Origin of the sequence: Nonomuraea composti (assembly GCF_012034275.1) — a bacterium.
Taxonomy (GTDB): domain Bacteria; phylum Actinomycetota; class Actinomycetes; order Streptosporangiales; family Streptosporangiaceae; genus Nonomuraea; species Nonomuraea composti.
In genome coordinates this window covers 12,959-39,529 of record NZ_JAATEP010000011.1, presented here as the reverse complement: position 1 = coordinate 39,529, position 26,571 = coordinate 12,959, and the positions used below count along the sequence as shown (strand labels likewise).

Here is a 26,571-nt window from a genome sequence, read left to right as displayed (position 1 = left end):
CATGGACCTGCTTTTCCGCGGCGGGGGCGTCTTCACGCCGCAGGGCGTGCGCGACGCCGCCGTGCTGGTGCGCGACGGCGTGATCGCCGCCGTCGGGCCCGAGAAGGAGCTGGCGCGGGAGCCGCACGAGACGGTGGATCTCGCCGGCGGCCTGCTGACGCCCGGTTACACGGACGCTCACATCCATCCGGTCCAGGCCGGGCTCGAACGCGCCAAGTGCGATTTGTCGGAGGTATTCGGCCTTGACGCGTACATAGAAAAGATCAACGACTATGCCGCGAGAAATCCCGATAAAGAGTGGATTGATGGCGGCGGCTGGGACATGTCGGCATTCCCGGGTGGGCTGCCCCACCGCGACCAGCTCGCCTTCCTCGACCGTCCCGTCTACCTGATCCAGCGCGACCACCACGCCGCCTGGGTCAACGCCGCCGCGCTCGCCCGCGCCGGCATCACCCGCGACACGCCCGACCCGGCCGACGGCCGCATCGAGCGCGACGCCGGCGGCGAGCCCACCGGCGTCCTGCACGAGGGCGCCATGGACCTCGTCGGCCTCCTCACCCCCCGCCCGACCGCCCAGGACATGGAGGAGGCGCTGGCGGACGCGCAGCGGCACCTGTTCTCGCTGGGCATCACGGGCTGGCAGGACGCCATCGTGGGCTCGTACGCGGGCTCCGACGACCAGCTCCCCACCTACCTGGCCGCGGCCCGCTCAGGCCGGCTGCGGGCCCGCGTGGTGGGCGCCCTGTGGTGGGACCGCACGCGGGGCGCCGAGCAGATCGAGGACCTGGTGGCGCGCCGGGCCGCAGCCGAAGGGCTCGACCGGTTCAGGGCCACCTCCGTGAAGATCATGCAGGACGGCATCACGGAGAACTTCACCGCCGCGACGCTGGAGCCGTACTGCCTGTGCGGGGGCACGGGCCTGTCGTACGTCGATCCCGCCAAGCTCAGGGAGTACGTCGCCGAGCTGGACCGGCACGGCTTCCAGGTGCACTTCCACGCCATCGGCGAACGCGCGGTGCGCGAGGCGCTCGACAGCCTGGAGGGCACGGACCCGGCCAACCGGCACCACATCGCCCACCTGCAGATCATCGAGCCGTCCGACGTGCCGCGCTTCGCCGCGCTGGGCGTGACGGCCAACCTGCAGCCGCTGTGGGCCACGCACCACGCCCAGATGGACGAGCTGACCCTGCCCTACCTCGGCGAGCCGCGCTCGTCCTGGCAGTACCCGTTCGCGGACCTGCTGGCGCACGGCACCCGGTTCTGCGCGGGCAGCGACTGGCCGGTCTCGAACGCCGACCCGCTGCAGGGCATGCACGTGGCCGTCAACCGCACGGAGCCGGGCGGCTCGGTGCACGCCGGCTACCCGACGGCGCAGACGCCGTTCCTGCCCGGCCAGCGCATCGACCTGGCCACGGCGATGACCGCGTACACGGCGGGGTCGGCCTGGATCAACCGCTCCCCCGCCGGCGTGATCGAGCCGGGCCGCCCGGCCGACCTCGTGGTGCTGGACCGCGACCCGTTCGAGCTGCCGCCGGGCGACATCTGGGCCACGCAGGTCAGGATGACGTTCGTGGACGGCGAGCCGGTCCACGAACGGGCCCGGGCATGAGAAAAGGGGCCCCGGGGACGAACCCCGGGGCCCCTTCCTCGTCTCTACCGCCTGAGAGCTACCAGGGGGACTTGTTGTTGCGCAGGCGCTCCAGTGCCTCCTCCAGGATCGCCTTGCCGTCCTTGTCGCTCCGGCGCTCCTTCACGTAGGCCAGGTGCGTCTTGTACGGCTCGTTCTTCGGCGGGGCAGGCGGCGCCGACTCGTCCTGTCCGGCAGGGAGGCCACAACGCGGGCAGTCCCACAGCTCGGGGACCGCTGCGTCACTGGCGAAGCTGGGGCGCGTCTCGTGCATGTTGGCGCACCAGAACGAGACCCGCACTCTCGGAGCCGCCTCGCCGCGCTCGGCCTCCCCCATCGGGCCGGCGCCGACTCGGCTGCCACGGATCGCGTTGCCACTACCCACGGATGAACTCCTCGCTCGATCGCCCCGCGTACGGACACGGGGGGAGAATCACTGTCACGCGTTAACTTGTTGCTCAGGGCCTCATGAGCAGGCCGAGAGCGATGATGCAGACGAACCAGATCGTGCCCGTGATGACGGTCAGCCGGTCGAGGTTGCGCTCCACCACCGAGGAACCACCGAAGTTCGACGAGAAACCGCCGCCGAACATGTCAGACAGGCCACCACCCTTGCCCTTGTGAAGCAGGACGAGCAGGATCATGAGAAGGCTCGCCAGGATGAGGGCGATGGAGATTCCGATTTCCACGGTATGCCTGTTCCTTCAATGCTCTGTTACGCGTGACGATTCAGACTTGCCTCTTGAGGGTACGACCTGATGTCAAGTCGCACCCCCAGAACGGCTCAGTTAGCCCGGCATATCGGAGAATCGGCAGATCTTCGCGAACTCGTCGGCGTCGATGCTGGCACCGCCCACGAGAGCGCCGTCGACATCCGCCTGAGCCATGATCCCCTTGATATTGCCTGACTTGACCGAGCCACCGTAAAGGATACGGATCCCGGAGGCCACTTCGGTGTCGTAGAGCTCAGCGAGTCTCATTCGCAACGCTCCGCACGCCTCCTGGGCGTCCTCCGGGGTGGCCACCTCGCCGGTGCCGATCGCCCACACCGGCTCGTAGGCCACCACTATCGATTTTGCCTGCTCGGCGGCGATTTTGCGCAGCGCGCCGTCGAGTTGGGCGAGACAGTACGCGATGTGGCCGCCCTCTTGACGCACCGACAGCGGCTCACCCACGCACAGGATGGGGGTCAGCGAGTGCCGGTAGGCCGCCTGCACCTTGGCGTTGACGATGTCCTCGTCCTCGCCGTGGTACTGGCGGCGCTCGGAGTGCCCGATCGTCACGTACGTGCATCCGAGCTTGGCCAGCATGGCGCCCGACACCTCACCGGTGTAGGCGCCCGCGTCGTACTGGGACAGGTCCTGGGCGCCGTAGACGATCCTGAGCTTGTCGCCGTCGACCAGGGTCTGGACGCTGCGCAGGTCGGTGAACGGGGGCAGGACGGCGACCTCGACCTTGTCGAAGTCCTTGTCGTTGAGTGCGAAGGCCAGCTTCTGGACCAGCTTGATGGCCTCGAAGTGGTTGAGGTTCATCTTCCAGTTGCCGGCGATGAGCGGCTTTCGCTGCACCAACGTCAGTCCTCCAAAGCGGCGAGTCCGGGAAGGGTCTTGCCCTCAAGGTATTCGAGGCTGGCCCCGCCACCGGTGGAGATGTGCGAGAAGCCGTCCTCGGGCAGGCCGAGCTTGCGCACGGCGGCCGCCGAGTCGCCGCCGCCCACCACGGTGAACGCGTCGGCGTCGATCAGCGCCTGGGCCACGGCCTTGGTGCCGCCGGAGAACGCGTCGAACTCGAACACGCCCATGGGCCCGTTCCAGAAGACGGTCTTGGCGTCGGCCAGCTTGGCGGCGAACAGCTCGCGCGTCTTCGGGCCGATGTCCAGGCCCTCCCGCTCGGCCGGGATGGCCGTGGCCTCGACCACGTCGTGCTCGGCGTCGGGGGCGTAGGTGACCGCCGCGAGCACGTCCACGGGCAGCACCAGCTCCACGCCGCGCCGCTTCGCCTCGTCGAGGAAGCCGCGCACCTGGTCGAGCTGGTCCTCCTGCAGCAGCGACTTTCCGACCTCGTGGCCCTGGGCCTTGAGGAAGGTGTAGGCCATGCCGCCGCCGATGAGCAGCCGGTCGACCTTGGTCAGCAGGTTGGCGATGACGCCGAGCTTGTCGGAGACCTTGGCGCCGCCCAGCACGACCACGTAGGGGCGCTCGGTGTCCTCGGTCAGCTTCCGCAGCACCTCGACCTCGGCCACGACGAGCCCGCCCGCCGCGTGCGGCAGCAGCCTGGGCACGTCGTAGACGCTGGCGTGCTTGCGGTGCACGGCGCCGAAGCCGTCGCCGACGTACAGCTCGGCCAGCCCGGCCAGCTTCGCGGCGAACTCGCCGCGCACGGCGTCGTCCTTCGACTCCTCGCCCGGCTCGTACCGCAGGTTCTCCAGCAGGGCCACCTGGCCGTCCTGGAGGGCCTCGACCGTGCTCACCGCGCTGTCGCCGACCACGTCGGTGGCGAAGGCGACGTCCTGGCCGAGCAACTCGCCCAGGCGCGTGGCGACGGGCTTGAGCGAGTACTTCGGGTTGACCTGGCCCTTGGGCCGGCCCAGGTGGGCGCAGACGACGACCTTCGCGCCGCGCTCCACCAGGGTCTTGATGGTCGGCACCGACGCGCGGATGCGGCCGTCGTCGGTGATCGTCTCCCCGTCGAGGGGGACGTTGAGGTCGGCGCGCACGAGCACGCGCCGCCCCTTCACGTCGAGATCGTCGAGCGTGCGCATGCTCATGCTCCCGTTCAGCCGTGCGCTCAGAGGCCGCGGCCCACGAGCTCGATCAGGTCGGCGATCCGGTTGGAGTAGCCCCACTCGTTGTCGTACCAGCCGACGACCTTGACCTGGTTGCCGATGACCTTGGTGAGCCCGGCGTCGAAGATGCAGGACGCGGGGTCGGTCACGATGTCGGAGGAGACGATCTCGTCCTCGGTGTAGGTGAGGATGCCCTTGAGCGGGCCCTCGGCGGCCGCCTTGTACGCGGCGTTGACCTCTTCGACGGTGACCTCGCGGCCGACCTCGACGGTGAGGTCGGTGGCCGAGCCGGTGGGGATCGGCACGCGCATGGCGAAGCCGTCGAGCTTGCCCTTGAGCTCGGGCAGGACCAGGCCGATGGCCTTGGCGGCGCCGGTGGAGGTGGGCACCACGTTGAGCGCGGCGGCGCGGGCGCGGCGCAGGTCCTTGTGCGGGCCGTCCTGGAGGTTCTGGTCCTGCGTGTACGCGTGGATCGTGGTCATCAGGCCCTTCTCGACGGTGAAGGTGTCGTGAAGAACCTTGGCCAGGGGCGCCAGGCAGTTGGTGGTGCAGGACGCGTTGGAGATGATCGTGTGCTTGGCCGGGTCGTAGGTGTTCTCGTTGACGCCGATGACGACGGTGACGTCCTCGTTCTTCGCCGGGGCGGAGATGATGACCTTCTTCGCGCCGTTGTCGGCGTGCACCTTGGCCTTGGCGGCGTCGGTGAACAGGCCCGTGGACTCCAGCACGATGTCGACGCCGAGGTCGCCCCAGGGCAGCTTGCCCGGGTCGCGCTCCGCGAAGACCTTGATCGCCTTGCCGTCGACGGTGATCTCGTCGCTCGACGCCTTCACCTCGTACGGCAGGCGGCCCAGAATGCTGTCGTACTTCAGCAGGTGCGCGAGCGTCGCGGTGTCGGTCAGGTCGTTGACCGCGACGATCTCGATGTCCTTGCCGCTGGCGGCGACAGCGCGCCAGAAGTTGCGACCGATGCGGCCGAAGCCGTTGACGCCTACGCGGATGCTCACGGGAACCGATCTCCTCGAACAGATGGCGGGCTGAAACCTCAACCACGAACCTTATCGGACCCAAATTGGTTTAGACCACTGCAGGTCCCGCCGTACGAATCACCGTTCTGGCGACACGTTTTGCGAGGTTCGAGTAAAGTGCCCGACTCGTCGGAGTAAATTCGTGCATTCTCTGGGGGCTGAGATGTCACATAAGCGGTCCGGCCTACTCTCCGGGCTCGTCACGGGCCTGCTCGCCGCACTCCTCTGCGCGGCCGGCCTGGGGGCGGCCATCCTCTTCCAGCAGCGCCTGCCGAGCGCCGTCATGTCCTTCGGGGGCGGGCTGCCCGTCTCGCTCGCGCTGTCGCTGCTGATCGCCGTCGTGGTGGCGCTCGCCATCGGCGCCGTCCGCCCGCGCAGCCTCGCCCTGCTCCCCATCGCCGCCCTGTACGCGGGCGGCGCGGTGGCGGCCGGCCAGGTCACCGGCAAGGCCGTCATGGACGGCGCCGCCCTGCGCGCCCCCGGCCGCCCCGCCGGCCTCGGGGACGTCACCCTGGACAACCTCAACGCCGGCCTCGGGGACGCGCTGTCGCTGTACCGGGGCACGCTGACGCAGACGTGGGCGGCCTGGCTGTGCATCGCCGTGGCGGCCGTGGCCGCCTTCGCCCTGGTCACCCTCCGGGTGGTCCGCGTACGCCGCGCCCAGCGCGCCCAGGAGGCCGCACAGGAGCCGGGGCAGGAGGCGGAGCCGGAGTACCGGGCCCCGTTCGAGCCCGCCCAGCAGCCGACCCCCAAGCCGACCGCCGACCTCTTCACCCCCCGCAACCCGGCCCGCGACTGACCCCTTCGCCCGATCACGGCGACCTCACCACCGCACCGCGCCGAGCGCACCCCACCCGCGCACGCGGCGCACGCCGCCCACGCGGCCAGCACACATTGTCCGCGCAGGCGGCCCACGCCGTCCGCGCCCTTCGCGCCGGCGGGCCGCTCAGCTCAGCACACTTGCGCCTGCTCGACGTGCCCAGGCATGCTCGGCCCTGCTCCACCCACGTGAGGGCCGCGCCACGCGATCGGCCGCCGCCTCGGCTCAGCGCCGCACGGGGCCGGGTGACCACGACCACGGCCCACGTTGCGCGCGTCACGGCGGCCCGCCACCTCCACCGGAGGAGCGTCTCCCTGGACAGGCCCCGGCCACGTGCGGCGGGCGGGTCTTGGGTGGCCTTGCCGTAAAAGAGACAAGGCCATCAACCACCTACGGGGCGAGCATGTCGACGGTGAGGTTGGCCTCGGTGTTGGGGATGCCCAGGTCGGAGGCCCGCTTGTCGGCCATCGCGAGCAGCCGCCGGATGCGCCCCGCGATGGCGTCCTTGGTCAGCGGCGGGTCGGCGATCTGCCCCAGCTCCTCCAGCGACGCCTGCTTGTGCTCCACCCGCAGCCGCCCCGCGACCACCAGGTGCTCCGGCGCCTCGTCGCCCAGGATCTCCAGCGCCCGCTGCACCCGCGCCCCCGCCGCCACCGCGGCACGGGCCGAGCGGCGCAGGTTCGCGTCGTCGAAGTTGGCCAGCCGGTTGGCGGTGGCGCGCACCTCGCGGCGCATCCGCCGCTCCTCCCAGGCCAGCACGCTGTCGTGCGCGCCGAGCCGGGTGAGCAGCGCGCTGATCGCGTCGCCGTCGCGCACGACGACGCGGTCGACGCCGCGCACCTCGCGCGCCTTGGCGTGGATCTTCAGCCGCCGCGCGGAGCCCACCAGCGCCAGCGCCGCCTCCGGCCCCGGGCAGGTGACCTCCAGCGACATGGAGCGGCCCGGCTCGGTGAGCGAGCCGTGCGCCAGGAAGGCGCCGCGCCAGGCCGCCTCGGCGTCGCAGGCGGCCCCCGCGACCACCTGACGGGGCAGGCCGCGCACCGGGCGGCCGTGGTTGTCGATCAGGCCCGTCTGGCGGGCCAGCGCCTCACCGTCGCGGTAGACGCGCACCACGTAGCGGGAGCCCTTGCGCAGCCCGGCGGGCGCGAGCACGAGCACCTCCGCCTTGTGGCCGAACACCTCTCCGATGTCCTTGATCAGCCGCCGTGCGGTGGCGTTGGTGTCGAGCTCCGCCTCGATCACGATGCGCCCGCCCACCAGGTGCAGGCCGCTGGCGAACCGCAGCAACGTCGAGACCTCCGCCTTCCGGCAGCACGGCTTGAGCACCGGCAGACGGCTCAGCTCGTCTTTCACCACACCTGTCATCGCCATGCGTTAGTCCTCTCCCCCATTCAGACCGGCTCCTTCGAGTCTCTCGCACCTTCGCGCCACGCCGACCAGGATCAACGCTTCGAGAGGAAAATCTCGTCCAGGACGGAGGCAAGACGTCGTGGGTCATGCCTCGGCGAGCCGTCCGCGGCCGCGACGTCGGCCATGACGAGCCGGGCGCCGAGCGCGGCGGCCGCCTTGTCCAGCGCGTCGGGGTCGTCCACGACCCCGGTGTCGGCGAGCACGACGTCGATCGACATGTCCGGGGCGTGCTGCCGGAGCACTTCCAGGTGCTGCTGGGGGGAGAAGTCGTCGGTCTCGCCCGGCTGCGGGGCGAGGTTGAGCGTGACGAGCCGCCTGGCCCTGGTCGTGTGCAGCGCCCTGGCCAGCTCGGGCACCTTCAGGTGCGGCAGCACGCTGGTGAACCACGATCCGGGCCCGAACACGAGCCAGTCGGCCTCCAGCACCGCCGCGACCGCCTCGGGCCGCGCGGGCGGGTCTTCGGGCACCAGCGAGATCGCCTGCACCCGGCCGGGCGTCAGCGCGCAGGCCACCTGCCCGCGGATGGTCGAGATGACGCCGTCGAGCTCCACCTCGGCGACGATGTCGAGCGGCACCGACGCCATCGGCAGCACGCGGCCGTGCGCGCCCAGCAGCCGGCCGACCCAGTCGAGCCCGGCCACGGGATCGCCGAGCAGCTCCCACAGGGCGACGATGAGGAGGTTTCCCACGGCGTGGCCGTGCAGGTCTCCCTCGCTGCGGAAGCGGTGCTGGACGACCTCGCTCCAGGTGCTGCCCCACTCGTCGTCGCCGCACAGCGCGGCCAGCGCCATGCGCAGGTCGCCGGGCGGCAGCACGCCGAGCTCCCGGCGCAGGCGGCCGCTGGAGCCGCCATCGTCGGCGACGGTCACCACGGCGGTCAACCGGTCGGTGACCATCCGTAATGCCGACAGGGACGCGTAGAGCCCGTGCCCGCCGCCCAGCGCCACGACCGACGGCCCGGGCCCGGCCCCGGCACGCCGCGCCTGCCCGGCGACCGTCCCCGCCGCTGGGCTCTCCTCGCCGCGCCCCGCGGCGGCATCCAGTGCGTCGCCGCCCCCTACGGGAGGCGGCACGTCTTCCGAACGGCTCTCCACCGGACGCGGCGGAGCAGCTTCGAGGCTTTCATCGGTCACTCCCGCCCCACATCCCGGTGGCTCACCTGTACTTCCATGCCGCGGTCGCGCAGCCGGGCGGCCACCTGCTCGGCCATGGCCACGCTGCGGTGCTTGCCGCCCGTGCAGCCGACCGCCAGCGTCGCGTAGCTCTTGCCCTCGCGCGCGTATCCGGCGGCGACCACCTGCAGCACCTCCTCGTACGCGTCGAGGAACTCCTTGGCCCCCGGCTGCCCGAGCACGTAGTCGCTGACGGCCGGGTCGAGCCCGTTCATCGGCCGCAGCTCGGGCACCCAGTGCGGGTTGGGCAGGAACCGGCAGTCGACCACGAGGTCGGCGTCGACCGGCAGGCCGTACTTGAACCCGAAGGACACGACGTTGAGCCGCAGCCCGGGCCGGTCTTCCCCGCCGAAGTAGGCGACGATCTTGTTGCGCAGGTCGTGGACGTTGTGGGTGGAGGTGTCGATGACGAGGTCGGCGTTGGCGCGCACCTCGCGCAGGATGCCCCGCTCCCGGGTGATCCCGTCGACGAGCCGGCCCTCGCCCTGCAGCGGGTGGGGCCTGCGCACGTTCTCGAACCTGCGCACCAGCTCCTCGTCACTGGCCTCCAGGAACACCACGCGCACGCGCACGCCGCGCCCTTCGAGCTCCTCGATGGCCGCGTTGAGGTCGGTGGTGAAGGCGAGGCTGCGCACGTCGACGACGGCGGCGACCTTGTCGGCGGCCAGCTTGACCTTGCCCGCCTCCTCCGCCATCGCGAACAGCAGCCCGGGCGGCAGGTTGTCGATGACGAACCAGCCCAGGTCTTCAAGCGCCTTGGCGGCGGTGCTGCGCCCCGCCCCGGACATGCCGGTGACGATGACGAACGCCGGCTCGGTGCTCATCGCCCCACCCCGGTACTTCCACTCGGACTTTGACCACCTTGGCATCCTGACGAGATCAAGGTGACTCTCCCTTCAGCGTCGACACGATGACCTCGGCGATGGACGGGCCGATGCCGGGAACCTCGCAGATTTCGGCGGCAGTGGCCTCGCGTAGCTTCTTCACGGAGCCGAAGTGCTTGAGCAGCGCCTGCCTGCGCGCCGGCCCGAGGCCGGGCACGCCGTCGAGCGCGCTCTCCTTCACCGTCTTGGACCTCTTGGAACGATGGTAGGTGATGGCGAACCTGTGTGCTTCGTCTCGGACCCGTTGCAGGAGGTAGAGACCCTCACTTGAACGAGGCATGATCACCGGCTGATCGTCGCCGGGCAGCCACACCTCCTCCAGCCGCTTGGCCAGCCCGCACACCGACACGTCGTCGATGCCGAGCTCGTCGAGGGCCCGCTGCGCGGCGGCGGCCTGCGGGCCGGCGCCGTCGACGACGAGCAGGTTGGGCGGGTAGGCGAACTTGCGCGGCCGGCCCGTCTCGGGGTCGATCGGGCCGTGCGCGCCCTCGCCTTCCACGGCGCCCTCCGCGGCGTCCTCGGCGGTGCCGCCCTGGTCGGCGGCCAGCTCGCCGGTCGCGGAGCGTTCCTCCAGGTAGCGGCGGAACCGGCGCATGATCACCTCGTGGATCGAGGCGACGTCGCCCTCCTTGGTCTTGACGGCGAAGCGGCGGTATTCGCTCTTGCGCGCCAGGCCGTCCTCGAAGACCACCATGGAGGCCACGACGTTCTCGCCCTGGAGGTGGGAGACGTCGTAGCACTCGATGCGCAGCGGCGCCTGGTCGAGGCCGAGCGCGTCGGCGATCTCCTGCAGCGCCTTGCTGCGGGTGGTCAGGTCGCTGGCCCGGCGGATCTTGTGCTGGGCCAGCGACTCCTTGGCGTTGCGCTCGACGGTCTCCATGAGGGAGCGCTTGTCGCCGCGCTGCGGCACGCGTACCTCGACGCGGGCGCGCCGCTGCTCGGTGAGCAGTTCGGCGACCGCCTCGTGGTCGGGCGGCAGGGCGGGCACCAGCACCTCGCGCGGCATCGCGTCGGGGCTGGCCTCGGCGTACATCTGCAGCAGGAACTGCTCGACCAGCTCGCCGGGCGAGCTCTCCTCGACCTTGTCGACCACCCAGCCGCGCTGGCCGCGGATGCGGCCGCCGCGCACGTAGAAGACCTGGACGGCGGCTTCGAGCGGGTCTTCGGCCAGCGCGATCACGTCGGCGTCGGTGCCCTCGCCGAGCACCACGGCCTGCTTCTCCAGCGCCCGCTGCAACGCCTGGATGTCGTCGCGCAGCCGGGCCGCCCGCTCGTACTCCTGCTCGGCGGCGGCCTCACGCATCTCCTTCTCCAGCCGCTTGATGAAGCGGCCGGTGTTGCCCGCCATGAAGTCGCAGAAGTCCTCGGCCAGCGCGCGGTGCTCGTCGGGGGTGACCCGGCCGACGCAGGGGGCCGAGCACTTGTCGATGTAGCCGAGCAGGCACGGCCGACCGATCTGCCCGGCCCGCTTGAACACCCCGCTGCTGCACGTGCGCACCGGGAAGACCCGCAGCAGCAGGTCGACGGTCTCGCGGATGGCCCAGGCGTGGGAGTAGGGCCCGAAGTAGCGGGTGCCCTTGCGCTTGGCGCCGCGCATGACCTGCACGCGCGGGAAGTCATCGCCCATCGTGACCGCGAGGTAGGGGTAGGACTTGTCGTCGCGGTACTTGACGTTGAAGCGGGGGTCGAACTCCTTGATCCAGGAGTATTCGAGCTGCAGCGCCTCCACCTCGGTGCCGACGACCGTCCAGTCGACGTCGGCGGCGGTGGTCAGCATCGTCTGGGTGCGCGGGTGCAGGGCGGAGAAGTCGGCGAAGTAGGAATTGAGCCGCTGACGCAGGCTCTTGGCCTTGCCGACGTAGATCACCCTGCCGTGCGCGTCCCTGAACCGGTAGACCCCGGGGGACTCGGGGATGGAGCCCGGCTTCGGCCGGAAGCTCAAGGTGCTAGCCGCTGATCTCGCCACGCAATCAGCCTAGTAGCCCCTACCGACAAGGTCGCCCGCCGTACTCTTCGCGACCGTACGGCGGGCGCACCCCGGCTAGGCCAGCATGATCTGGTCGTTCTCCACCTTGATCTGCTGGGCGGCCAGCGGCTTCTCGGCCGGTCCGGCCGTGACGGAGCCGTCGGTGATGGCGAACTTGCTGTTGTGGCACGGGCACACGATCGCGTCGCCCTCGACGCTGCCGACGGGGCAGCCCTTGTGCGTGCAGATCGCGCTGAACGCCTTGAACTCCCCGGCCGTCGGCTGCGTCACCACGACCTTCTGGTCCTTGAAGACCGTGCCTCCGCCGACGGGGATGTCGGCGGTCTTGGCCAGCGCGCCGCCTGCCTGCGGTGCGCTGGACGCTGACGTGCTCGCGCCCGACTGCGGCGCGCTGGATTCCGCGCCGGATCCGGCGGTGGGTGCCGCGGTCGTCGCGGTGTCGGTGCCGCCGCTGCACGCGGTGAGCGCAAGCGCCAGGCCACCCGCTCCGACGCTTGCGAACACCGCCCTGCGGCTCTGAAGGTCATCTGCCATGCAGCTCACCCAAGCGAACCAAGGTGAGAAAATCATGAGACCTTTCTCAGTCGATTCTGATCTTCTCGTCCCCGCTCAGGCGCATCAGACCTGCTCGCCGCCTCTCGGCCGCGTCCGATCCGGTCGCCGCTCAGGCGAGCCTGATCTTCTCGCCGTCCACCTCGATCTGCTTCTCCTCAAGAGGAGAGCCCGCGGGGCCGTCCTGCACCGAGCCGTCGCTGATGCTGAACTTGCTGCCGTGGCAGGGGCAGTTGATCGTCTTGTTCGACACCGTGGCGACCGTGCAGCCCTGGTGCGTGCAGACCGCGCTGAACGCCTTGAACTCCCCGGCCGTCGGCTGCGTCACCACGACCTTCTGGCTCTTGAAGATCTTCCCGCCGCCCTCGGGGATGTCGCTGGTGTCGGCCAGCGCCTTGGCGCCCTTGGCCTCGCCCTTCTTCTTGGGCGCGTCAGACGACGGCTCCTCGGCCGCGGGTGCGTCGACCTCCGCGTCCGTGGTCGGCGAGCCGTAACTCGCGCAGGCCGTCAGAACCGCCGCGAGCCCGGCGCTCCCGGCACCGAACACCACTGTCCGGCGCGTCGTTTCCGTCATGGTGCGTCCTCCCAGATTGGCTTTCACTTCAGGTACGGCCAGCGCCCTCGCGCCGGTTCAGCGTGCCCGAGGCCAATCCGGTTCACTACGCACTATTACCTGTTCAGGCCACCACGATCCCGTCGCCCTCCACCTTGACCTGGAACGAGGCCAGCGGCGCGGACGCCGGGCCCTTGGTGGCCTGCCCGCTGTCGGCGGCGAACTCGCTGCCGTGGCAGGCGCACCTGATGACGTTGTCCTTCGGAGTGGAGACCGTGCAGCCCTTGTGCGTGCACGACGCGCTGAACGCCTTGAAGACGCCCTGCGTGGGCTGCGTCACCACGACCTTCAGGTCCTCGATCAGCTTGCCGCCGCCCACGGGCACCTCGGCGGTCTTCGCCAGCACCTTGCCCTTGAGGCTCGGCTTGGCCTGCGCCCCGCCCGCGCCGCAGGCCGTCAGCGCCAGCCCGCATGCGGTCACTCCGGCCGTGCCCAGCAGCTCCCGACGTCCCAGCCCGGTTTCCGACATGGCTCCGCCCCCGATCGTGCGTGTTCATCCGTGCTCGCACCCCGTGTCGCCTTTTGCCCCCCGTGGGTGCTGCCGTTACCAGCGTATTGACGCGACCCCCCGGTCCGGTCAGCGGGTGGTAGGCCGGTGGTCAGCGGCGGGATCCAGGCTTCCGGTCATGACTCTTTCGACCGAACGGCCGCCCGCCGCCCCCGCCTCCAAGCCCGCTCGCCCGCGCTGGTGGCGGCGGCCCTGGGTGGCGCCGCTGATGGTGGTGGCGGCCGCGTTCCTGGCGTTCTCGCTGCCGCCGTACCTGTCGCTGGACCCCGCGCAGTCGCGCGTGCCCGCCCCGGACTTCTTCCCGCCGCACTTCGTGGTGCTGTCCCTGCACGTGGTGTTCGGGTCGATCGCGATGATCACGTGCTGCCTGCAGATCTGGCCGTGGTTCCGCGCCCGCTTCCCGCGCGCGCACCGCAGGATCGGCCGCGTGTACGTGTTCGGCGGCTGCCTGCCGAGCGGGCTGCTGGGCCTGACGGTGGGGCTGGCGACGCCGTACGGGCCGGTCACCATGGCCAGCGACGTCATGCTGGCGCTGCTGTGGCTCGGCTGCACGCTGGCGGGATGGCGGATGGCCAGGCGGCGCCGGTTCGCCGATCACCGCCGGTGGATGGTGCGCAGCTTCGCCCTGACGATGTCCATCATCACCAACCGGCTCTACAGCGTGCTGTTCGCGATCCTGCTGGAGCCGCAGCTCGCGACCACGTTCCACGGCGACGTGTCCTTGTACGTGAGCACGGTGGCCGCGCTGGCCGCCTGGCTCGGCTGGACGCTGCCGCTGCTCGCCGCCGAGTGGTGGCTGGAGCGCACCGCCGCTGCCCAGCGTCGCCGGCGCACGTCCTGACGCCCGCCCGCCCCTTGGGGGACGGGCGGGCGCCGCACGACGAGCCCGCTCAGCCCGCTCAGCCCGCTCAGTGCACGCTCGCTGCGCTCAGTGCGCTCGCTGCGCTCAGTGCGGTCAGTGCGCGAGGATCTTGCGCAGGAACCGCCCCGTGTGGCTCTCGTCCACCAGCGCGACCTCCTCCGGCGTGCCGCTGGCCACGAGCGTGCCGCCACGGGAGCCGCCCTCGGGCCCCATGTCGATGAGCCAGTCGGCGGTCTTGATGACGTCGAGGTTGTGCTCGATGACGATCACCGTGTTGCCGCCGTCGACCAGCCGCCCGAGCACGCCGAGCAGCCGCCGGATGTCCTCGAAGTGCAGCCCGGTGGTGGGCTCGTCGAGGACGTAGATCGTCCGGCCGGTCTGGCGCCGCTGCAGCTCGGAGGCGAGCTTGACGCGCTGCGCCTCACCGCCGGACAGGGTGGTGGCCGGCTGGCCGAGCCGCACGTAGCCCAGGCCGACGTCGTTGAGGGTCTGCAGGTGCCGCTTGATCGCGGGGATCGCGTCGAAGAAGCCCAGGGCCTCCTCGATCGGCATGTCGAGCACCTCGGCGATCGTCTTGCCCTTGTAGTGGACCTCCAGCGTCTCCCGGTTGTAGCGGGCGCCGTGGCAGACCTCGCAGGGGACGTAGACGTCAGGCAGGAAGTTCATCTCGATCTTGATGGTGCCGTCGCCCGCGCACGCCTCGCAGCGCCCGCCCTTGACGTTGAAGCTGAAGCGCCCGGGCTGGTAGCCGCGCACCTTCGCCTCGGTCGTGGCCGCGAACAGCTTGCGCACGTGGTCGAAGACCCCCGTGTAGGTGGCGGGGTTGGAGCGCGGCGTGCGGCCGATCGGTGACTGGTCGACGTGGACGACCTTGTCCACCTGGTCCATGCCGTTGATCCGCGAGTGCCGCCCCGGCACCGTGCGGGCGCCGTTGAGCTCCTTGGCCAGCGCGTTGTAGAGGATGTCGTTGACCAGCGTCGACTTGCCGGACCCCGACACGCCCGTCACGGCCGTGAACAGGCCCAGCGGGAACTCGATGTCGACGCCCTTGAGGTTGTGCTCGCGCGCGCCCTTGACGGTGATCTGCCGCTTCTTGTCGCGCTTGCGGCGCTTGGCGGGGATCGGGATGCTCCTGCGCCCCGACAGGTACGCCCCGGTCAGCGACTCCTCGCTGGACAGCAGGTCCTGGACGGTGCCGGAGACCACGACCTGGCCGCCGTGCTCGCCCGCGCCCGGCCCGATGTCGACGACCCAGTCGGCCGCCGCGATCGTGTCCTCGTCGTGCTCGACGACGATCAGCGTGTTGCCCATGTCGCGCAGCCTGATCAGGGTGTCGAGCAGCCGCATGTTGTCGCGCTGGTGCAGGCCGATGGACGGCTCGTCCAGCACGTACAGGACGCCGACCAGGCCGGAGCCGATCTGCGTGGCCAGCCGGATGCGCTGCGCCTCGCCGCCCGCCAGGGTGGCGGCGGCGCGGTCCATCGTCAGGTAGTCGAGGCCGACGTCGAGCAGGAAGCCCATGCGGGCGTTGATCTCCTTGACCACCCGCTCGGCGATCTGCATGTCGCGGTCGGACAGCTTGAGCGCGGCCAGGAACTTGGCGCACTCGCCGATCGACATCGACGACACCTCGGCGATCGACTTGCCCGCCACCGTCACCGCGAGGCTGACCGGCTTGAGCCTGGCCCCCTTGCAGGCCGGGCACGGGATCTCGCGCATGTAGCCCTCGAAGCGCTCGCGCGCCGCGTCGCTCTCGGCCTCGGCGTGCCGGCGCTGCACCCACGGGATCACGCCGTCGTAGGTCGTGTAGTAGGAGCGCTGGCGGCCGTAGCGGTTGCTGTAGCGGACGTGCACCTGCTCGTCGTGGCCGTACAGCAGCGACTTCTGCGCCTTCTTCGACAGCCGGTCCCACGGCGTGTCGAGGGTGAACCCGACCGCGTGGCCGAGCGCCTCGATCAGCCGGGAGAAGTATTCGCTGGTGTGGCCGCCGGACCACGGGTGCAGGGCGCCGTCGCCGAGCGTGCGCTCGGGGTCGGGCACCACCAGGTCGGGGTCCACCTCCATCTTGGTGCCCAGGCCCGTGCACTCGGGGCAGGCGCCGAAGGGGGAGTTGAAGGAGAACGAGCGCGGCTCCATCTCCTCGAACGACAGGTCGTCGTAGGGGCAGTAGAGGTGCTCGGAGTAGAAGCGCTCACGGCCCGGGTCGTCTTCCGGCAGGTCGACGAACTCGAGCGTGATCGTGCCGCCCGACAGCTGCAACGCGGTCTCGACCGAGTCGGTGAGCCGGCGCCGCGCCGACTCCTTCACCGACAGGCGGTCGACGATGACCTCGATGTCGTGCTTCTCGTACTTCTTCAGCGTCGGCGGCTCCTCCAGCCGCACGACGGTGCCGTCGACCCTGGCCCTGGCGAAGCCCTTGGTCTGCAGCTCGCGGAACAGCTCGGCGTACTCGCCCTTGCGCTGCCTGATGACCGGCGCGAGCACCTGGAAGCGGGTGCCCTCCTCCAGCTCCATCACGCGGTCGACGATCTGCTGCGGCGACTGGCGGGCGATCGGCCGCGCGCACACCGGGCAGTGCGGCTTTCCGATGCGCGCCCACAGCAGCCGCAGGTAGTCGTAGACCTCGGTGATGGTGCCGACGGTCGAGCGCGGGTTCTTGCTGGTGGCCTTCTGGTCGATCGAGACGGCCGGCGAGAGCCCCTCGATGAAGTCGACGTCGGGCTTGTCCATCTGCCCGAGGAACTGGCGGGCGTACGCCGACAACGACTCGACGTAGCGCCGCTGGCCCTCAGCGAAGATCGTGTCGAAGGCCAGGCTCGACTTGCCCGAGCCGGACAGGCCGGTGAAGACGATCAGCGAGTCTCGCGGCAGGTCGAGCGAGACGTCCTTGAGGTTGTGTTCTCGTGCACCACGCACGATGAGGCGGTCTGCCACGGCGATCCCGGAAGTCGAAAGGCGGATAGGTCCACGGGGGATGGTAGACGGCGGCTCCGACAATTTCGGCGGCCCGCATGGCGGGCCGGCGAAAATCCGTCCCTCACAGGTTACGGCCAACTCCCCACAGGACGGAGCCCTTCAACATTCAACCTCGTGACCTGCGGTTTTATGCCCGCCCTGCCCCCAGCCACCCTAGGTGAGAAAATCCGCAGGCATGACCGTCCTCCCTGCGTTGCAGGCCGAGCTCGCCGCGGCCACCAACCAGCTCCTGGCCACGGCCGCGTCCCTCTCCGACGCCGACGTCACCGCCCCCTCCCTCCTGCCCGGCTGGACGAGGGGCCACGTCCTGGCCCACCTCGCCAGGAACGCCGACTCCTACATCAACCTCCTGACCTGGGCCAGAACCAGGGTCCGCACCCCCCAGTACCCCTCGTACGAGGCCAGGACCGCCGGGATCGAGGCCGCTCACCGCCGTTCCGCGGCCCAGCTGCTCGCCGACGTCGAGGACGGGGCCGCCCGCTTCGCCGCCGCCGTCCGCGACCTGCCCGACCACGCGTGGTCCGTCCTGGTGGAGGGCATGCGCCCGCCACCCCACCCCGCCTGGTACGTGCTCGTCCGCCGCCTGCGCGAGGTCGGCTTCCACCACGTGGACCTGGCCGCCGGATACGGGCCCGCGGACTGGCCCGCCTCGTTCGTCCGCAGGGAGCTGACCGACTGCCGCCGCACCTGGCCCGCGCAGCGCGGCACCATCGGCCAGATCGTGCTCAGGGAGCGCGACGCCGGCGGCGGCGAGCGGGCCGAGGTGTGGCCCGGCCTCGGCCGCGGCCCGGCCGTGACCGGCACGCCACGCGACATGCTGGCCTGGCTCACCGGCAGGTCCGAGGGACAGGGGGTTAGTCTGTTGCCCGCGGGGCAGTCGCATGTGCCAGGTCCCGGGGGCGTCGATCTTCCAGTGCCGCCACCGTGGCTGTCGATGCCGGCCCCCGCTGATCTACCCGCGACGCCCCCGAAGGACTACCCATGACCTACACAGGTGACGTCCAGGTCGGCGGCCCCGCCGACGTGCGCGAGCTGCCCGCGCTGACGATCTGCAAGCTCGCCGTCGGCCCGTACGACAACAACGCCTATCTGCTGCGCTGCACCGAGACCGGCGAGAGCCTGCTCATCGACGCGGCGGCCGACGCCGACCGGCTGCTCGCCCTCATGGGCGACCAGCCCGTCTCCACGATCGTCACCACCCACCAGCACGGCGACCACTGGCAGGCCCTGGAGCAGGTGGCCAAGGTGACGGGCGCGCAGGTGGTCGCCCACCCGCTCGACGCCCCCGCTCTGCCCGTCCCTGTGGACCGCACGGTCGAGCACGGCGACACGATCACGGTCGGCGCGGTCACCCTGGAGGTCATCCACCTGCGTGGCCACACGCCCGGCTCGGTCGCCCTGCTGTACGACGGCGGCCCGGAAGCCGGCACCCACCTGTTCACCGGCGACTCCCTCTTCCCGGGCGGCGTCGGCAACACCCAGCAGGACCCCGAACGCTTCACCCGCCTCTACACCGACGTGGTGGAACGCATCTTCGACCGCCTCCCGGACGAGACGTGGGTGTACCCGGGCCACGGCAAGGACACCACCCTCGGCGTGGAACGCCCCGCCCTGCCCGAATGGAAGGCCAGGGGCTGGTAGCCCGTCCGCTGACGTGCGGCGCACCTCTCAGTGGGAGGCGCCGCACCCACGGATGCGGCTTCCGGTTGAACGTCACCACCCCCTTAGTGCGCTTCGCGAACGGAACGCCTCGCGGCCGACCCGCTGCGCGAGCCGAGACGCCTCCCGGCCGCACTTCGGCGAGGAGCGCCCTTCCCAGCGGAACGCCTCGCATGGCAACGAGCTTCGCCGGCAGGACGCCTCCCAGGCGAGACACCTCACAGGCGACGCGCTCCGCGAACAGCGCGCCTCGCGGACGGCGTGCCTTACGGACGGCGTGCCTTACGGACGGACGCCTTCTCGGCAATGCGCGCCGCCCGCGGACACCTTGCTGGCAGGCGTGATGCCGGGGAACAGCGGCATGTTCGCCTCAGCCACCAGCCTGCCGCTTGGCGGGCAGACTGCTTGGCGGGCAGACCGCTTAACGATGGCCGACGCCGCTGAATGCGTACGCCCTGACCGGCGAGCCCGCTGACCAGCGAGCCCGCTGATCGGCGAGGTCCGTGACCAGCGAGGTCGCGTACCGACATGGTCCCGATCACTGGCGGGCGGCCAGCACCCGCACGATCCGATCGGCCGCGAGGGCGGGATCGTCGGTCAGGCCGACGATCTCACCCCATGACCACCGGTAGAACCACCCCTCCGACAGGGGCACGCAGTCGACGGTCTCGGCCAGCATGTGCGTGTCGGGGTGGCTGATGCGCAACGCGGGCGGATGGGCCCGCAGGAAGGCGGTGAGCCCGCGTTGCTCAAGCTCGGTGGCCAGCTTGCCCAGATGGTACGTGCGCGTGTGCTCGCGCGGCGTGGCCGACATGGCTCCATCAAAGCCGAAGTATGACGAAAAATCCCGTCACTTACGGATCGGTTAGCCTTTGTAGTGCCCGATGCGCTCGGCTTCCCTGCGCTGCTCGCGCTTGTAGAACAGCACCCGCAACGGAATGGCCGCCACGAGCGCGATCTGCATGGTCGCCCCGATCTTGATGGGCAGGTCGCCCCCTTCGGGCCAGGCCACCCAGAACATCAGGAACGCCACGTTCACCATGATCCAGCCGAGGACGACGGCGGCGAGCTGCCCCTTCGGCTTCGGGTACTCGATGCGGCTGACCATCAGCCACGCCACGCCGAGCACGGCCAGCAGCGACCAGATGCTCGGCTGGAACAGCAGCACGATGGAGATCACGGTCATGGCGCCCATCGGGATGGGCAGGCCCATGAAGTCGCCGCTCTTGGTCTTGACGCAGGCGAACCTGGCCAGGCGTACGACACCGGCGACGAGCACCGCCGCCGCCGCGGCCAGCACCGCCGTGAACGGCACCTGCTGCGTGAACCCGCCCCAGATCACGACCATGAACGCGGGCGCGAACCCGAAGCTGATGACGTCGGCGAGGTTGTCGAGCTCGGCGCCCATCGCGGAGGCGCGGAAGCGCCGCGCGACGAGCCCGTCGAACAGGTCGCAGGTCGCGCCGATGAGCAGCAGCACGATCGCGGTCGCGAAGTAGCTCGGCGCCGGCGTGAACCGCCCGCCGTCGACCTGGAGCTGCTGGATGGCTGAGTAGGCCAGCACGCACACCGCGAGGAAGCCGCAGACGGCGTTGCCGAGGGAGAGCGAGTCGGCGGCGGACAGGCGGAACGCCTTGCCCACGGGGCCGCGAGGCTCTTCCTCTTCCGCCTGCCAGCTACCGGCGTCAGCCGCGGTCAATTCTGGTCACCCCCGCAACCGTCTTCTGCCCCACGGACACCGCGGGAGAGATCCCTTCGGGCAGGTAGATGTCGACTCGCGAGCCGAACCGGATGAGCCCGATCCGCTCGGCCTGCTCGACCTTGGCCCCGGCGCTCAGGTACGGCACGATCCGGCGCGCCACCGCGCCCGCGATCTGCACCATCTCGATGTCGCCCAGCGTGGTCTCGAAATGCCACACCACACGCTCGTTCTGGTCGCTGTCCTTGTTGAACGCCGGCAGGAACCCACCTGCCACATGCTGCACGGAGGTGACATTTCCCGCAAGAGGGGCACGGTTGACGTGCACGTTCAGCGGGCTCATGAAGATCGCGACCCGGGTGCGGCCGTCGGGCCACGGGTCGATGCTCTGCACCACGCCGTCGGCGGGCGACAGGATGCGGCCCTCTCCCGGCGTACGGTCGGGGTCGCGGAAGAACCAGAGCATGCCCCCGGTGAGCGCGCTCAGCGGCGCCGCCGCGAACGCCCAACGCCGGTCTCGGCGCGTCAGCAGAGCGGTGGCGGCCGCCGCGGCCGCCGTCGGGAGGAGCCACGGGGAGACCCCGCGCGCGAGCCTCATGCGGCTCGGCTTAGCAGAATCGTCTGACACGAACAACCTTTGGTGGTGACTGGACTGGGCGCTTTGCCGTGATGTTACAGAACCCGCAACTATGACACGGCACAACTACACAAAGCAAAGCGCCTCGAAGCCCATTTCGCTAGACCTGCTCCGGGTGCGGCTCCTCGCCCTTGCGCGCGTCGATGCGGGCCTTGAGCAGGCTCGCCACTGTGGTGATGACCATGGTGGCGCCGATGACCGAGAGCGACACCCAGATGGGAATTTCGGGCGCCCAGGAGACATGGCTGGAGTGCAACGCCTCCAATACGAGCTTAACCCCGATGAACCCCAGGATGAACGCCAAACCGTAGCTGATGTAGACGAGCCGCTGCAGCAGACCGCCCAGCAGGAAGTAGAGCTGACGCAGCCCCATCAGGGCGAACGCGTTGGCCGTGAAGACGATGAAGGGGTCTTTGGTGAGCCCGAAGATCGCCGGAATCGAGTCGAGCGCGAAGAGCAGGTCGGTGCTGCCGATGGCGACCATCACGATGAGCATCGGCGTCACCATGCGCCGGCCGTCGATCTTGACGGTGACCTTGGAGCCGACGTAGCCCTCGGTGGTCGGGAACGCCCGGCGCACCCACCGCAGCACGATGTTCTCGTTGAACTCCTCTTCCTCGCCCTTGAGGTGCTGGCGGACGATGTTGATCGCCGTGTAGACGAGGAAGGCGCCGAAGACGTAGAACAGCCAGCTGAACCGCTCGAGCGCCGCGGCGCCGAGCGCGATGAACAGGCCGCGCATGACGAGCGCGAGCAGGATGCCGACGAGCAGCACCTTGTGCTGGTACGCCTTCGGCACCGCGAACCGGCTCATGATGATGAAGAAGATGAACAGGTTGTCGACGCTGAGGCTGTACTCGGTGATGTAACCGGCGAAGAACTCCCCGGCTCGGTCGCCTCCGGACGTGCCCCACAACAACAAACCGAACGCCACCGCGAGGATGACGTAAAAAGTCACCCAGTATCCGGCCTGCCGCATGGAGAATTCACGTGCTTCTCCGCGGTCGACGATCCACAGGTCAACGGCGAGGACGACGAGGAGACCGCCGATGACGGCGATCCAGGCCCACAGGGGTTCAGTCACAAAGACCCTCCGGCATGCATGCTTCAGCGCCGGAGGTCTCTCCCGCCCGCGGATCTCCGCGGACCGGCAGCCCCGGGGGCCCCATGGAGCGGGGCGGCACCGTGATGACGAGGCTGTCGCGAAGGGATACTCCCCTCCCTAACCCAGGCAGTATATGAGAACGCATCCAGGCCGCGTAATCATCCTCGGGGCCTTACGCTCGGTACACCCCGAGCACGTTCGTCACGGCCTCGTCACTTCCGGGCATCTCCCGGCCGCGCCGCGTGGCCGCCTCAGCCAGCTTTTCCGCAGCTCCAGGGCTCTCCAGCACCTCCCGTACCGCCTCACGGAACCTTCTCACGTCCCCGTACGGCACGAGGATCCCGGCGTCCCCCAGGATCTCAGGAATCCCTCCCACCTCGGAGGCGATGGCGGGCGTGCCGGTCATGAGCGCCTCCCTGAGCGTGAGCGGCTGCCCCTCCCACCGGCTCGGCATCACCAACGCGACGGCCGCGCCGAGCAGGTCCGGCACGTCGTCCCGATTCCCCAGCAGCACGACCGGCAGCCCTTCGGCATCGATCCTGCGCTGCAACTCCCCCCGCAACGGCCCCTCACCGGCCACCACGAACAACGGCTCCCCCTCACGCCCCCGGCGCCCCCCGCCCCGCGAGGTCTCACGTCCGCCGCCCGGGAACGCTCCCACCGCACCTGGAGCTCCCGCGGAAGCGTTCCCGTCGATCGGCCACGGCCCGGCCGCGACGTCGAGGAGCGTCTCCAGCCCCTTCTGCTGGGCCAGCCTGGCGACCGTGAGCAAGATCGGCCGATCCCCGGCCCCCAGCTCGTCCCTGACCTCCTGGGGCGTCCGACGGGCCGGCCGGGGTGCGGGCGCCGCCACCAGGGCCGCCCGCACGTCACGGGCCCCGAGCCGCCGCATCCGCTCGGCCAGGTCCGGCGAGACGGTCAGCACCTGCCCGGCCCGCCGCGCCACGATGCGCTCCAGCACGCCGTACACGAGCCCCACGAACCCGCCCGCGGTCAGCGCGTTGTGCAGGGTCACGACCGGCCCGCGCCGCCCGAGCGCCGCCAGCGCCCCGGCCCGCAGCCCGTGGGCGTGCACGACGTCGGCGCCCCGGGTCAGCCGCCGGATGGCGAGCACCGCCCGCAGGTCGTTCACGGGATGCGGCCGGTCGGAGACGGCCACCTCCGCGAACCTGGCCCCGGCGCCGCCGAACGAGAACTGCTCCTCGACGCTGCGCGGCCCGACCACGAGCACCTGGTGCCCCCGCCGTACGAGCCCCTCCACGAGCATCAGCACATGCCGCCCGGTGCCGCCGGACGTCGTGCCCAGCACGAAAGCCACCCGCACGCCCCGCTCCCTCCTCGTCCCGTCACCCACGATCCTGCCTCACCCACCGGCGAGCACCCCGCCGATGAGCCGCCCGCCATTCCCCCGGACGCCGCTAAAGCCACAGCCGACCGAACAACCCCGCCGCTCGGCCCCTGCGCACGAACCACTCGGCGCCTGAATGACCCCGCCCCCGAACCACTCGGGCGCCCGAACAACCCCGCCCCCCGAACCACTCGGGCGCCCGAACGACCTCGCGCCTGACCCACTCGGCGCCTGAACAGCCCCGCGCCCTAATCACTCGGGCGCCTGAACAACCCCGCGCCTGAACAACCTGGCGCCCCGACAACTGGGCCCCTCTCTGATGCCACCGAAGAAGACCTCAGCCCCGCCCGAGGAACCTCAGCCACCTCTCCGCAACAACCCGGTCACCACCTCGGCGTCCCCCCGATCCACCAGGACCACGACGGCCCCGCCCACGAGCAGCGCGACCACCGCGCCCAGCACCGCGGCCCCCACGTTCCCCCACACCCCACTCACATCGAGCATCGCCACCGCCCCGGCCCCCGCCACAAACCCGAGCCCCCCTCCGCCGACCGCCGCTCCCCCGGCCTTGACGAGCCCGGCCACCGCCGCCCGGCCGCGTGCCCGCGCCACCGACCACAGCAGCATGCCGCCGCCCACGCTCATGCCCACGCTCATCCCGAGCGCCATCCCGCCGATCTTCCATGCGGCGGGCAGCATCAGCACGAAGGCGACCTGGGCGACGATCACGACGCCCCATCCGGTCACGGTGCCCACGGCGGCCGCGCGGCCCCGCCCCGCCGCGTACAGCACCCGGCTGAGGTGCGCGATGAGGCCGTAGCCGACCAGCCCGGGCGTGAACAGCGCGATCGCCGCCGCCAGCTCTCCCGGCGGCACCTCGCTCTTGCCGGCCAGGAACACCACGGCGCCGGGCCCCGACGCGGCGGCCAGCACCCCGGCGGCCAGCCCCGACACCAGCACCACGGCCCGGGTGGTGCGCGCCGCCAGCGCCGCGAACGCCTCGGGATCGCCCGCCTGGGCGGACAGCCGGGGGAACGCGCTGGTGGCGATGGGCACGGCGAGCACCGCGTACGGCACCACATAGATCGCCCACGCGTAGTTGTAGACGGTGATGGCGCCGTTGCCGATCGCGTGGTTGGACAGCACCAGCACCACGATCATGGCGGCCTGCTGGGCGAGCAGCCCCGCGATGCCCGCCAGGGCGAGCCTGCGCACCTGCCCGGCCACCCCGTCGGGGAAGCGTAACGTGGGCCGCCACCGCAGCCCCAGCCGCGCCACGGGCCCGAGCACGGCCAGCACCAGCGACAGCACGCCCAGGCTGGTGCCCACCGACAGTGCCAGCTCTGCGGGCCGCGGCACCGCCCCCGGGTCGGTCCTGCCCGCGCTGAGCGGCACGAACAGCAGGTAGGCGACGATGACCACGATGCTGGACACCAGGGGCGCGACCGCGGGCCCGGTGAAGCGCTGGTGCGACTGCAGCACGCCGTAGAGCACGACGGCCACGCCGTACAGGGGGATCTGGGGGGCGAAGACGACCAGCATGCGGGTGGCGACCGCGCTCACGTCGGCGACCTCGCACCCTTTGACGGCCTCGCCGAAGAACAGCCCGACGATCGGCCCGGCGAACAGCGCGAGCAGCACGCCCAGCGGCACGAGCACGACCAGCACCCACGTGAGCAGCGCCGAGCCGATCCGCCCGGCCCGCTCGCGCGCGCCCTGGTCGGCCGCGCCGGCCAGGATGGGGACGACCATGCCCGCCAGCGCGCCGCCGGCCACCACCTCGAAGATGATGTTGGGGATCTGGTTGGCGGTCATGTAGGCCGTGGACAGGCAGTTGGTGCCGACGGTGCCGGCGAAGGCGTACTGCTTGGCGAAGCCGATGACGCGCGCCAGCACGGTGATCGCCCCGATGAGCATCGCGCCGCCCGCGACGCCCCGCGCCGTCACCACTTTCACCCGGCCTCCCCGCCTCCGGCCCGCGTCACGCTCACGCAGACATCCTGGCAGGCCGGACCGACAATCGCGGAACGCGGATCACACGGGGTCGACCGGGCGGCGGCCGAGCATGTCGATGGCGTTGAGCACGCGGTTGCCGGCGATGACCTTGGTGAAGCTGACCTTCTCCGCCGCCGCCGTCAGCGCCGCGACGGTGCCCAGGAGGGCGTACCGGCCGGGCCTGCCGAGCTGGGTGACGGCGGCGAGGCCGAGCAGGGCGCCCAGGGCGTTGGCGCCGGCGTCGCCGAGCATCGCGCGCTCGCCGAGGTCTTCGGGCAGCAGCGCGGCGGCGGCGCCCAGCGGGGCGGCGGCCAGCGCGGCCGTGGCGGGCGAGCCGCGCAGCAGCGTGGCGGCCAGCAGCGGCCCGCCGGTCAGCAGGCCGACCTTGATGGCGCGGCCGGGGCGCAGGTCGAAGAGGTTGGCGAGGTTCGCGGCGCCGGCGATGGTGACGCCGTTGGCCAGGGTGTCGAGGGGGCCCTGGGAGACGAGGGCGGCGGCGGCCAGACCGCTCGCGCCGATGCCGAGGATCTTGACGGCGCCGCTGGTGACCTCGCCGCGGGCCAGCGCGCTCAGGTGCCCCTTGAAGCCCTTGGAGGAGGTGGTGCCGTAGAGGTCGTCGTAGGCGCCGACCGTGGCGCTGCCGGCGCCCGCGAGCAGCGCGGCCGCGCGTACCCGCGGGGTCAGGCCGGGGGTGAGCGCGGCGGCGGCGCTCGCGCCGGCCGCGAACGCGGGGCCTTCGAGCAGGGTGATGGGCTCGCCGCGGTGGTTCTTGCGCGTCCACCGGCCGCTCAGGTCGGCGGGCCGGTCGCGGGTGAACGCCGTGTAGGCGGCGCGGGCGGCCACGGCGCCGATCGCGGCTCCGGCGATGGCGTAGAGCAGGCCACGGGTCCGGCTGGCAGGCATG

At 70.9% G+C, this 26,571-nt stretch carries 25 protein-coding genes; 5 read left to right on the top strand and 20 right to left on the bottom strand.

The annotated features are described in order from the left end of the window. The first annotated feature begins 1 nt into the window (after position 1). On the top strand, positions 2 to 1,609 hold the full coding sequence (locus HCN51_RS17385) for an amidohydrolase (RefSeq protein WP_168010633.1): 1,608 nt from the start codon (positions 2 to 4) through the stop codon (positions 1,607 to 1,609). A 58-nt stretch (positions 1,610 to 1,667) separates the two neighbouring features. On the opposite strand, the gene HCN51_RS17380 is transcribed toward HCN51_RS17385, so the two are convergent. The 5 genes from HCN51_RS17380 to gap form a co-directional block, all read right to left on the bottom strand. Then, entirely contained in the window at positions 1,668 to 2,012 is a 345-nt protein-coding gene (locus HCN51_RS17380; protein WP_080037068.1) for an RNA polymerase-binding protein RbpA, read from the bottom strand. Positions 2,013 to 2,085: 73 nt separating this feature from the next. Continuing rightward, complete coding sequence (secG, locus tag HCN51_RS17375; protein WP_080037067.1) at positions 2,086 to 2,316, bottom strand: preprotein translocase subunit SecG; 231 nt, start codon at positions 2,314 to 2,316, stop codon at positions 2,086 to 2,088. A gap of 99 nt (positions 2,317 to 2,415) precedes the next feature. Continuing rightward, a complete protein-coding gene (tpiA, locus tag HCN51_RS17370) occupies positions 2,416 to 3,198 on the bottom strand; it encodes a triose-phosphate isomerase (protein ID WP_080037066.1) in 783 nt (260 codons plus the stop codon). A 2-nt stretch (positions 3,199 to 3,200) separates the two neighbouring features. Then, entirely contained in the window at positions 3,201 to 4,388 is a 1,188-nt protein-coding gene (locus tag HCN51_RS17365; protein ID WP_277350014.1) for a phosphoglycerate kinase, read from the bottom strand. 26 nt (positions 4,389 to 4,414) lie between these two features. Beyond that, a complete protein-coding gene (gene gap / locus HCN51_RS17360) occupies positions 4,415 to 5,419 on the bottom strand; it encodes a type I glyceraldehyde-3-phosphate dehydrogenase (RefSeq protein WP_080037064.1) in 1,005 nt (334 codons plus the stop codon). Positions 5,420 to 5,603: 184 nt separating this feature from the next. Between gap and HCN51_RS17355 the strand changes: the two genes are divergently transcribed. Continuing rightward, complete coding sequence (locus tag HCN51_RS17355; RefSeq protein ID WP_168010631.1) at positions 5,604 to 6,239, top strand: hypothetical protein; 636 nt, start codon at positions 5,604 to 5,606, stop codon at positions 6,237 to 6,239. Positions 6,240 to 6,650: 411 nt separating this feature from the next. Here the strand turns inward: HCN51_RS17355 and whiA are convergent, their stop codons facing one another. The 7 genes from whiA to HCN51_RS17320 form a co-directional block, all read right to left on the bottom strand. After that, on the bottom strand, positions 6,651 to 7,631 hold the full coding sequence (whiA, locus tag HCN51_RS17350) for a DNA-binding protein WhiA (RefSeq protein WP_026214667.1): 981 nt from the start codon (positions 7,629 to 7,631) through the stop codon (positions 6,651 to 6,653). 71 nt (positions 7,632 to 7,702) lie between these two features. Continuing rightward, complete coding sequence (locus HCN51_RS17345) at positions 7,703 to 8,566, bottom strand: gluconeogenesis factor YvcK family protein (RefSeq protein ID WP_230466449.1); 864 nt, start codon at positions 8,564 to 8,566, stop codon at positions 7,703 to 7,705. 233 nt (positions 8,567 to 8,799) lie between these two features. Further along, the gene (gene rapZ, locus HCN51_RS17340; RefSeq protein WP_080037062.1) at positions 8,800 to 9,666 is read right to left on the bottom strand and encodes an RNase adapter RapZ; all 867 of its coding nucleotides are present in this window, start codon (positions 9,664 to 9,666) and stop codon (positions 8,800 to 8,802) included. 55 nt (positions 9,667 to 9,721) lie between these two features. Next, positions 9,722 to 11,668: an excinuclease ABC subunit UvrC gene (uvrC, locus tag HCN51_RS17335; protein ID WP_168010779.1), complete on the bottom strand. Its 1,947-nt coding sequence runs from the start codon at positions 11,666 to 11,668 to the stop codon at positions 9,722 to 9,724. 99 nt (positions 11,669 to 11,767) lie between these two features. After that, entirely contained in the window at positions 11,768 to 12,247 is a 480-nt protein-coding gene (locus tag HCN51_RS17330; RefSeq protein WP_080037060.1) for a Rieske (2Fe-2S) protein, read from the bottom strand. Between the two features lie 130 nt (positions 12,248 to 12,377). Beyond that, positions 12,378 to 12,839: a Rieske (2Fe-2S) protein gene (locus HCN51_RS17325; RefSeq protein WP_080037059.1), complete on the bottom strand. Its 462-nt coding sequence runs from the start codon at positions 12,837 to 12,839 to the stop codon at positions 12,378 to 12,380. 103 nt (positions 12,840 to 12,942) lie between these two features. Beyond that, entirely contained in the window at positions 12,943 to 13,347 is a 405-nt protein-coding gene (locus tag HCN51_RS17320) for a Rieske (2Fe-2S) protein (RefSeq protein ID WP_206067130.1), read from the bottom strand. A gap of 157 nt (positions 13,348 to 13,504) precedes the next feature. On the opposite strand from HCN51_RS17320, the gene HCN51_RS17315 reads away from it, so the two are divergent. Continuing rightward, positions 13,505 to 14,227 carry a DUF2306 domain-containing protein gene (locus HCN51_RS17315; RefSeq protein ID WP_168010630.1) on the top strand — a complete coding sequence of 241 codons (723 nt, stop codon included), beginning with the start codon at positions 13,505 to 13,507 and terminating at the stop codon, positions 14,225 to 14,227. 114 nt (positions 14,228 to 14,341) lie between these two features. Here HCN51_RS17315 and uvrA read toward each other — a convergent pair whose 3' ends face one another. Beyond that, positions 14,342 to 17,182: an excinuclease ABC subunit UvrA gene (uvrA, locus tag HCN51_RS17310; RefSeq protein WP_080037056.1), complete on the bottom strand. Its 2,841-nt coding sequence runs from the start codon at positions 17,180 to 17,182 to the stop codon at positions 14,342 to 14,344. A gap of 217 nt (positions 17,183 to 17,399) precedes the next feature. Here uvrA and HCN51_RS17305 point away from each other — a divergent pair, with 217 nt between their 5' ends. Both HCN51_RS17305 and HCN51_RS17300 read left to right on the top strand, forming a co-directional pair. Continuing rightward, positions 17,400 to 18,209 (top strand): maleylpyruvate isomerase family mycothiol-dependent enzyme, encoded by an 810-nt coding sequence (locus HCN51_RS17305; RefSeq protein WP_168010629.1) that lies wholly within the window; start codon positions 17,400 to 17,402, stop codon positions 18,207 to 18,209. Then, positions 18,206 to 18,865 carry an MBL fold metallo-hydrolase gene (locus tag HCN51_RS17300; protein ID WP_168010628.1) on the top strand — a complete coding sequence of 220 codons (660 nt, stop codon included), beginning with the start codon at positions 18,206 to 18,208 and terminating at the stop codon, positions 18,863 to 18,865. The genes HCN51_RS17305 and HCN51_RS17300 overlap by 4 nt, the downstream gene beginning before the upstream one ends. 556 nt (positions 18,866 to 19,421) lie before the next feature. Here HCN51_RS17300 and HCN51_RS17295 read toward each other — a convergent pair. The 7 genes from HCN51_RS17295 to HCN51_RS17265 form a co-directional block, all read right to left on the bottom strand. Beyond that, positions 19,422 to 19,697 carry a hypothetical protein gene (locus HCN51_RS17295; RefSeq protein WP_168010627.1) on the bottom strand — a complete coding sequence of 92 codons (276 nt, stop codon included), beginning with the start codon at positions 19,695 to 19,697 and terminating at the stop codon, positions 19,422 to 19,424. A 51-nt stretch (positions 19,698 to 19,748) separates the two neighbouring features. After that, on the bottom strand, positions 19,749 to 20,582 hold the full coding sequence (gene pssA / locus HCN51_RS17290) for a CDP-diacylglycerol--serine O-phosphatidyltransferase (RefSeq protein ID WP_080037052.1): 834 nt from the start codon (positions 20,580 to 20,582) through the stop codon (positions 19,749 to 19,751). Continuing rightward, positions 20,569 to 21,180, bottom strand: coding sequence for a phosphatidylserine decarboxylase (locus HCN51_RS17285; RefSeq protein WP_080037051.1), 612 nt, complete (start codon positions 21,178 to 21,180; stop codon positions 20,569 to 20,571). Before HCN51_RS17285 ends, pssA begins: the two co-directional genes overlap by 14 nt. Before the next feature lie 139 nt (positions 21,181 to 21,319). Then, positions 21,320 to 22,303, bottom strand: coding sequence for a TerC family protein (locus tag HCN51_RS17280; RefSeq protein WP_080037050.1), 984 nt, complete (start codon positions 22,301 to 22,303; stop codon positions 21,320 to 21,322). 193 nt (positions 22,304 to 22,496) lie between these two features. Beyond that, positions 22,497 to 23,648, bottom strand: coding sequence for a glycosyltransferase (locus tag HCN51_RS17275; protein ID WP_168010626.1), 1,152 nt, complete (start codon positions 23,646 to 23,648; stop codon positions 22,497 to 22,499). 381 nt (positions 23,649 to 24,029) lie between these two features. Continuing rightward, entirely contained in the window at positions 24,030 to 25,628 is a 1,599-nt protein-coding gene (gene murJ, locus HCN51_RS17270) for a lipid II flippase MurJ (RefSeq protein ID WP_168010625.1), read from the bottom strand. Positions 25,629 to 25,706: 78 nt separating this feature from the next. Further along, on the bottom strand, positions 25,707 to 26,570 hold the full coding sequence (locus tag HCN51_RS17265; protein ID WP_168010624.1) for a hypothetical protein: 864 nt from the start codon (positions 26,568 to 26,570) through the stop codon (positions 25,707 to 25,709). Position 26,571: the final 1 nt, after the last annotated feature.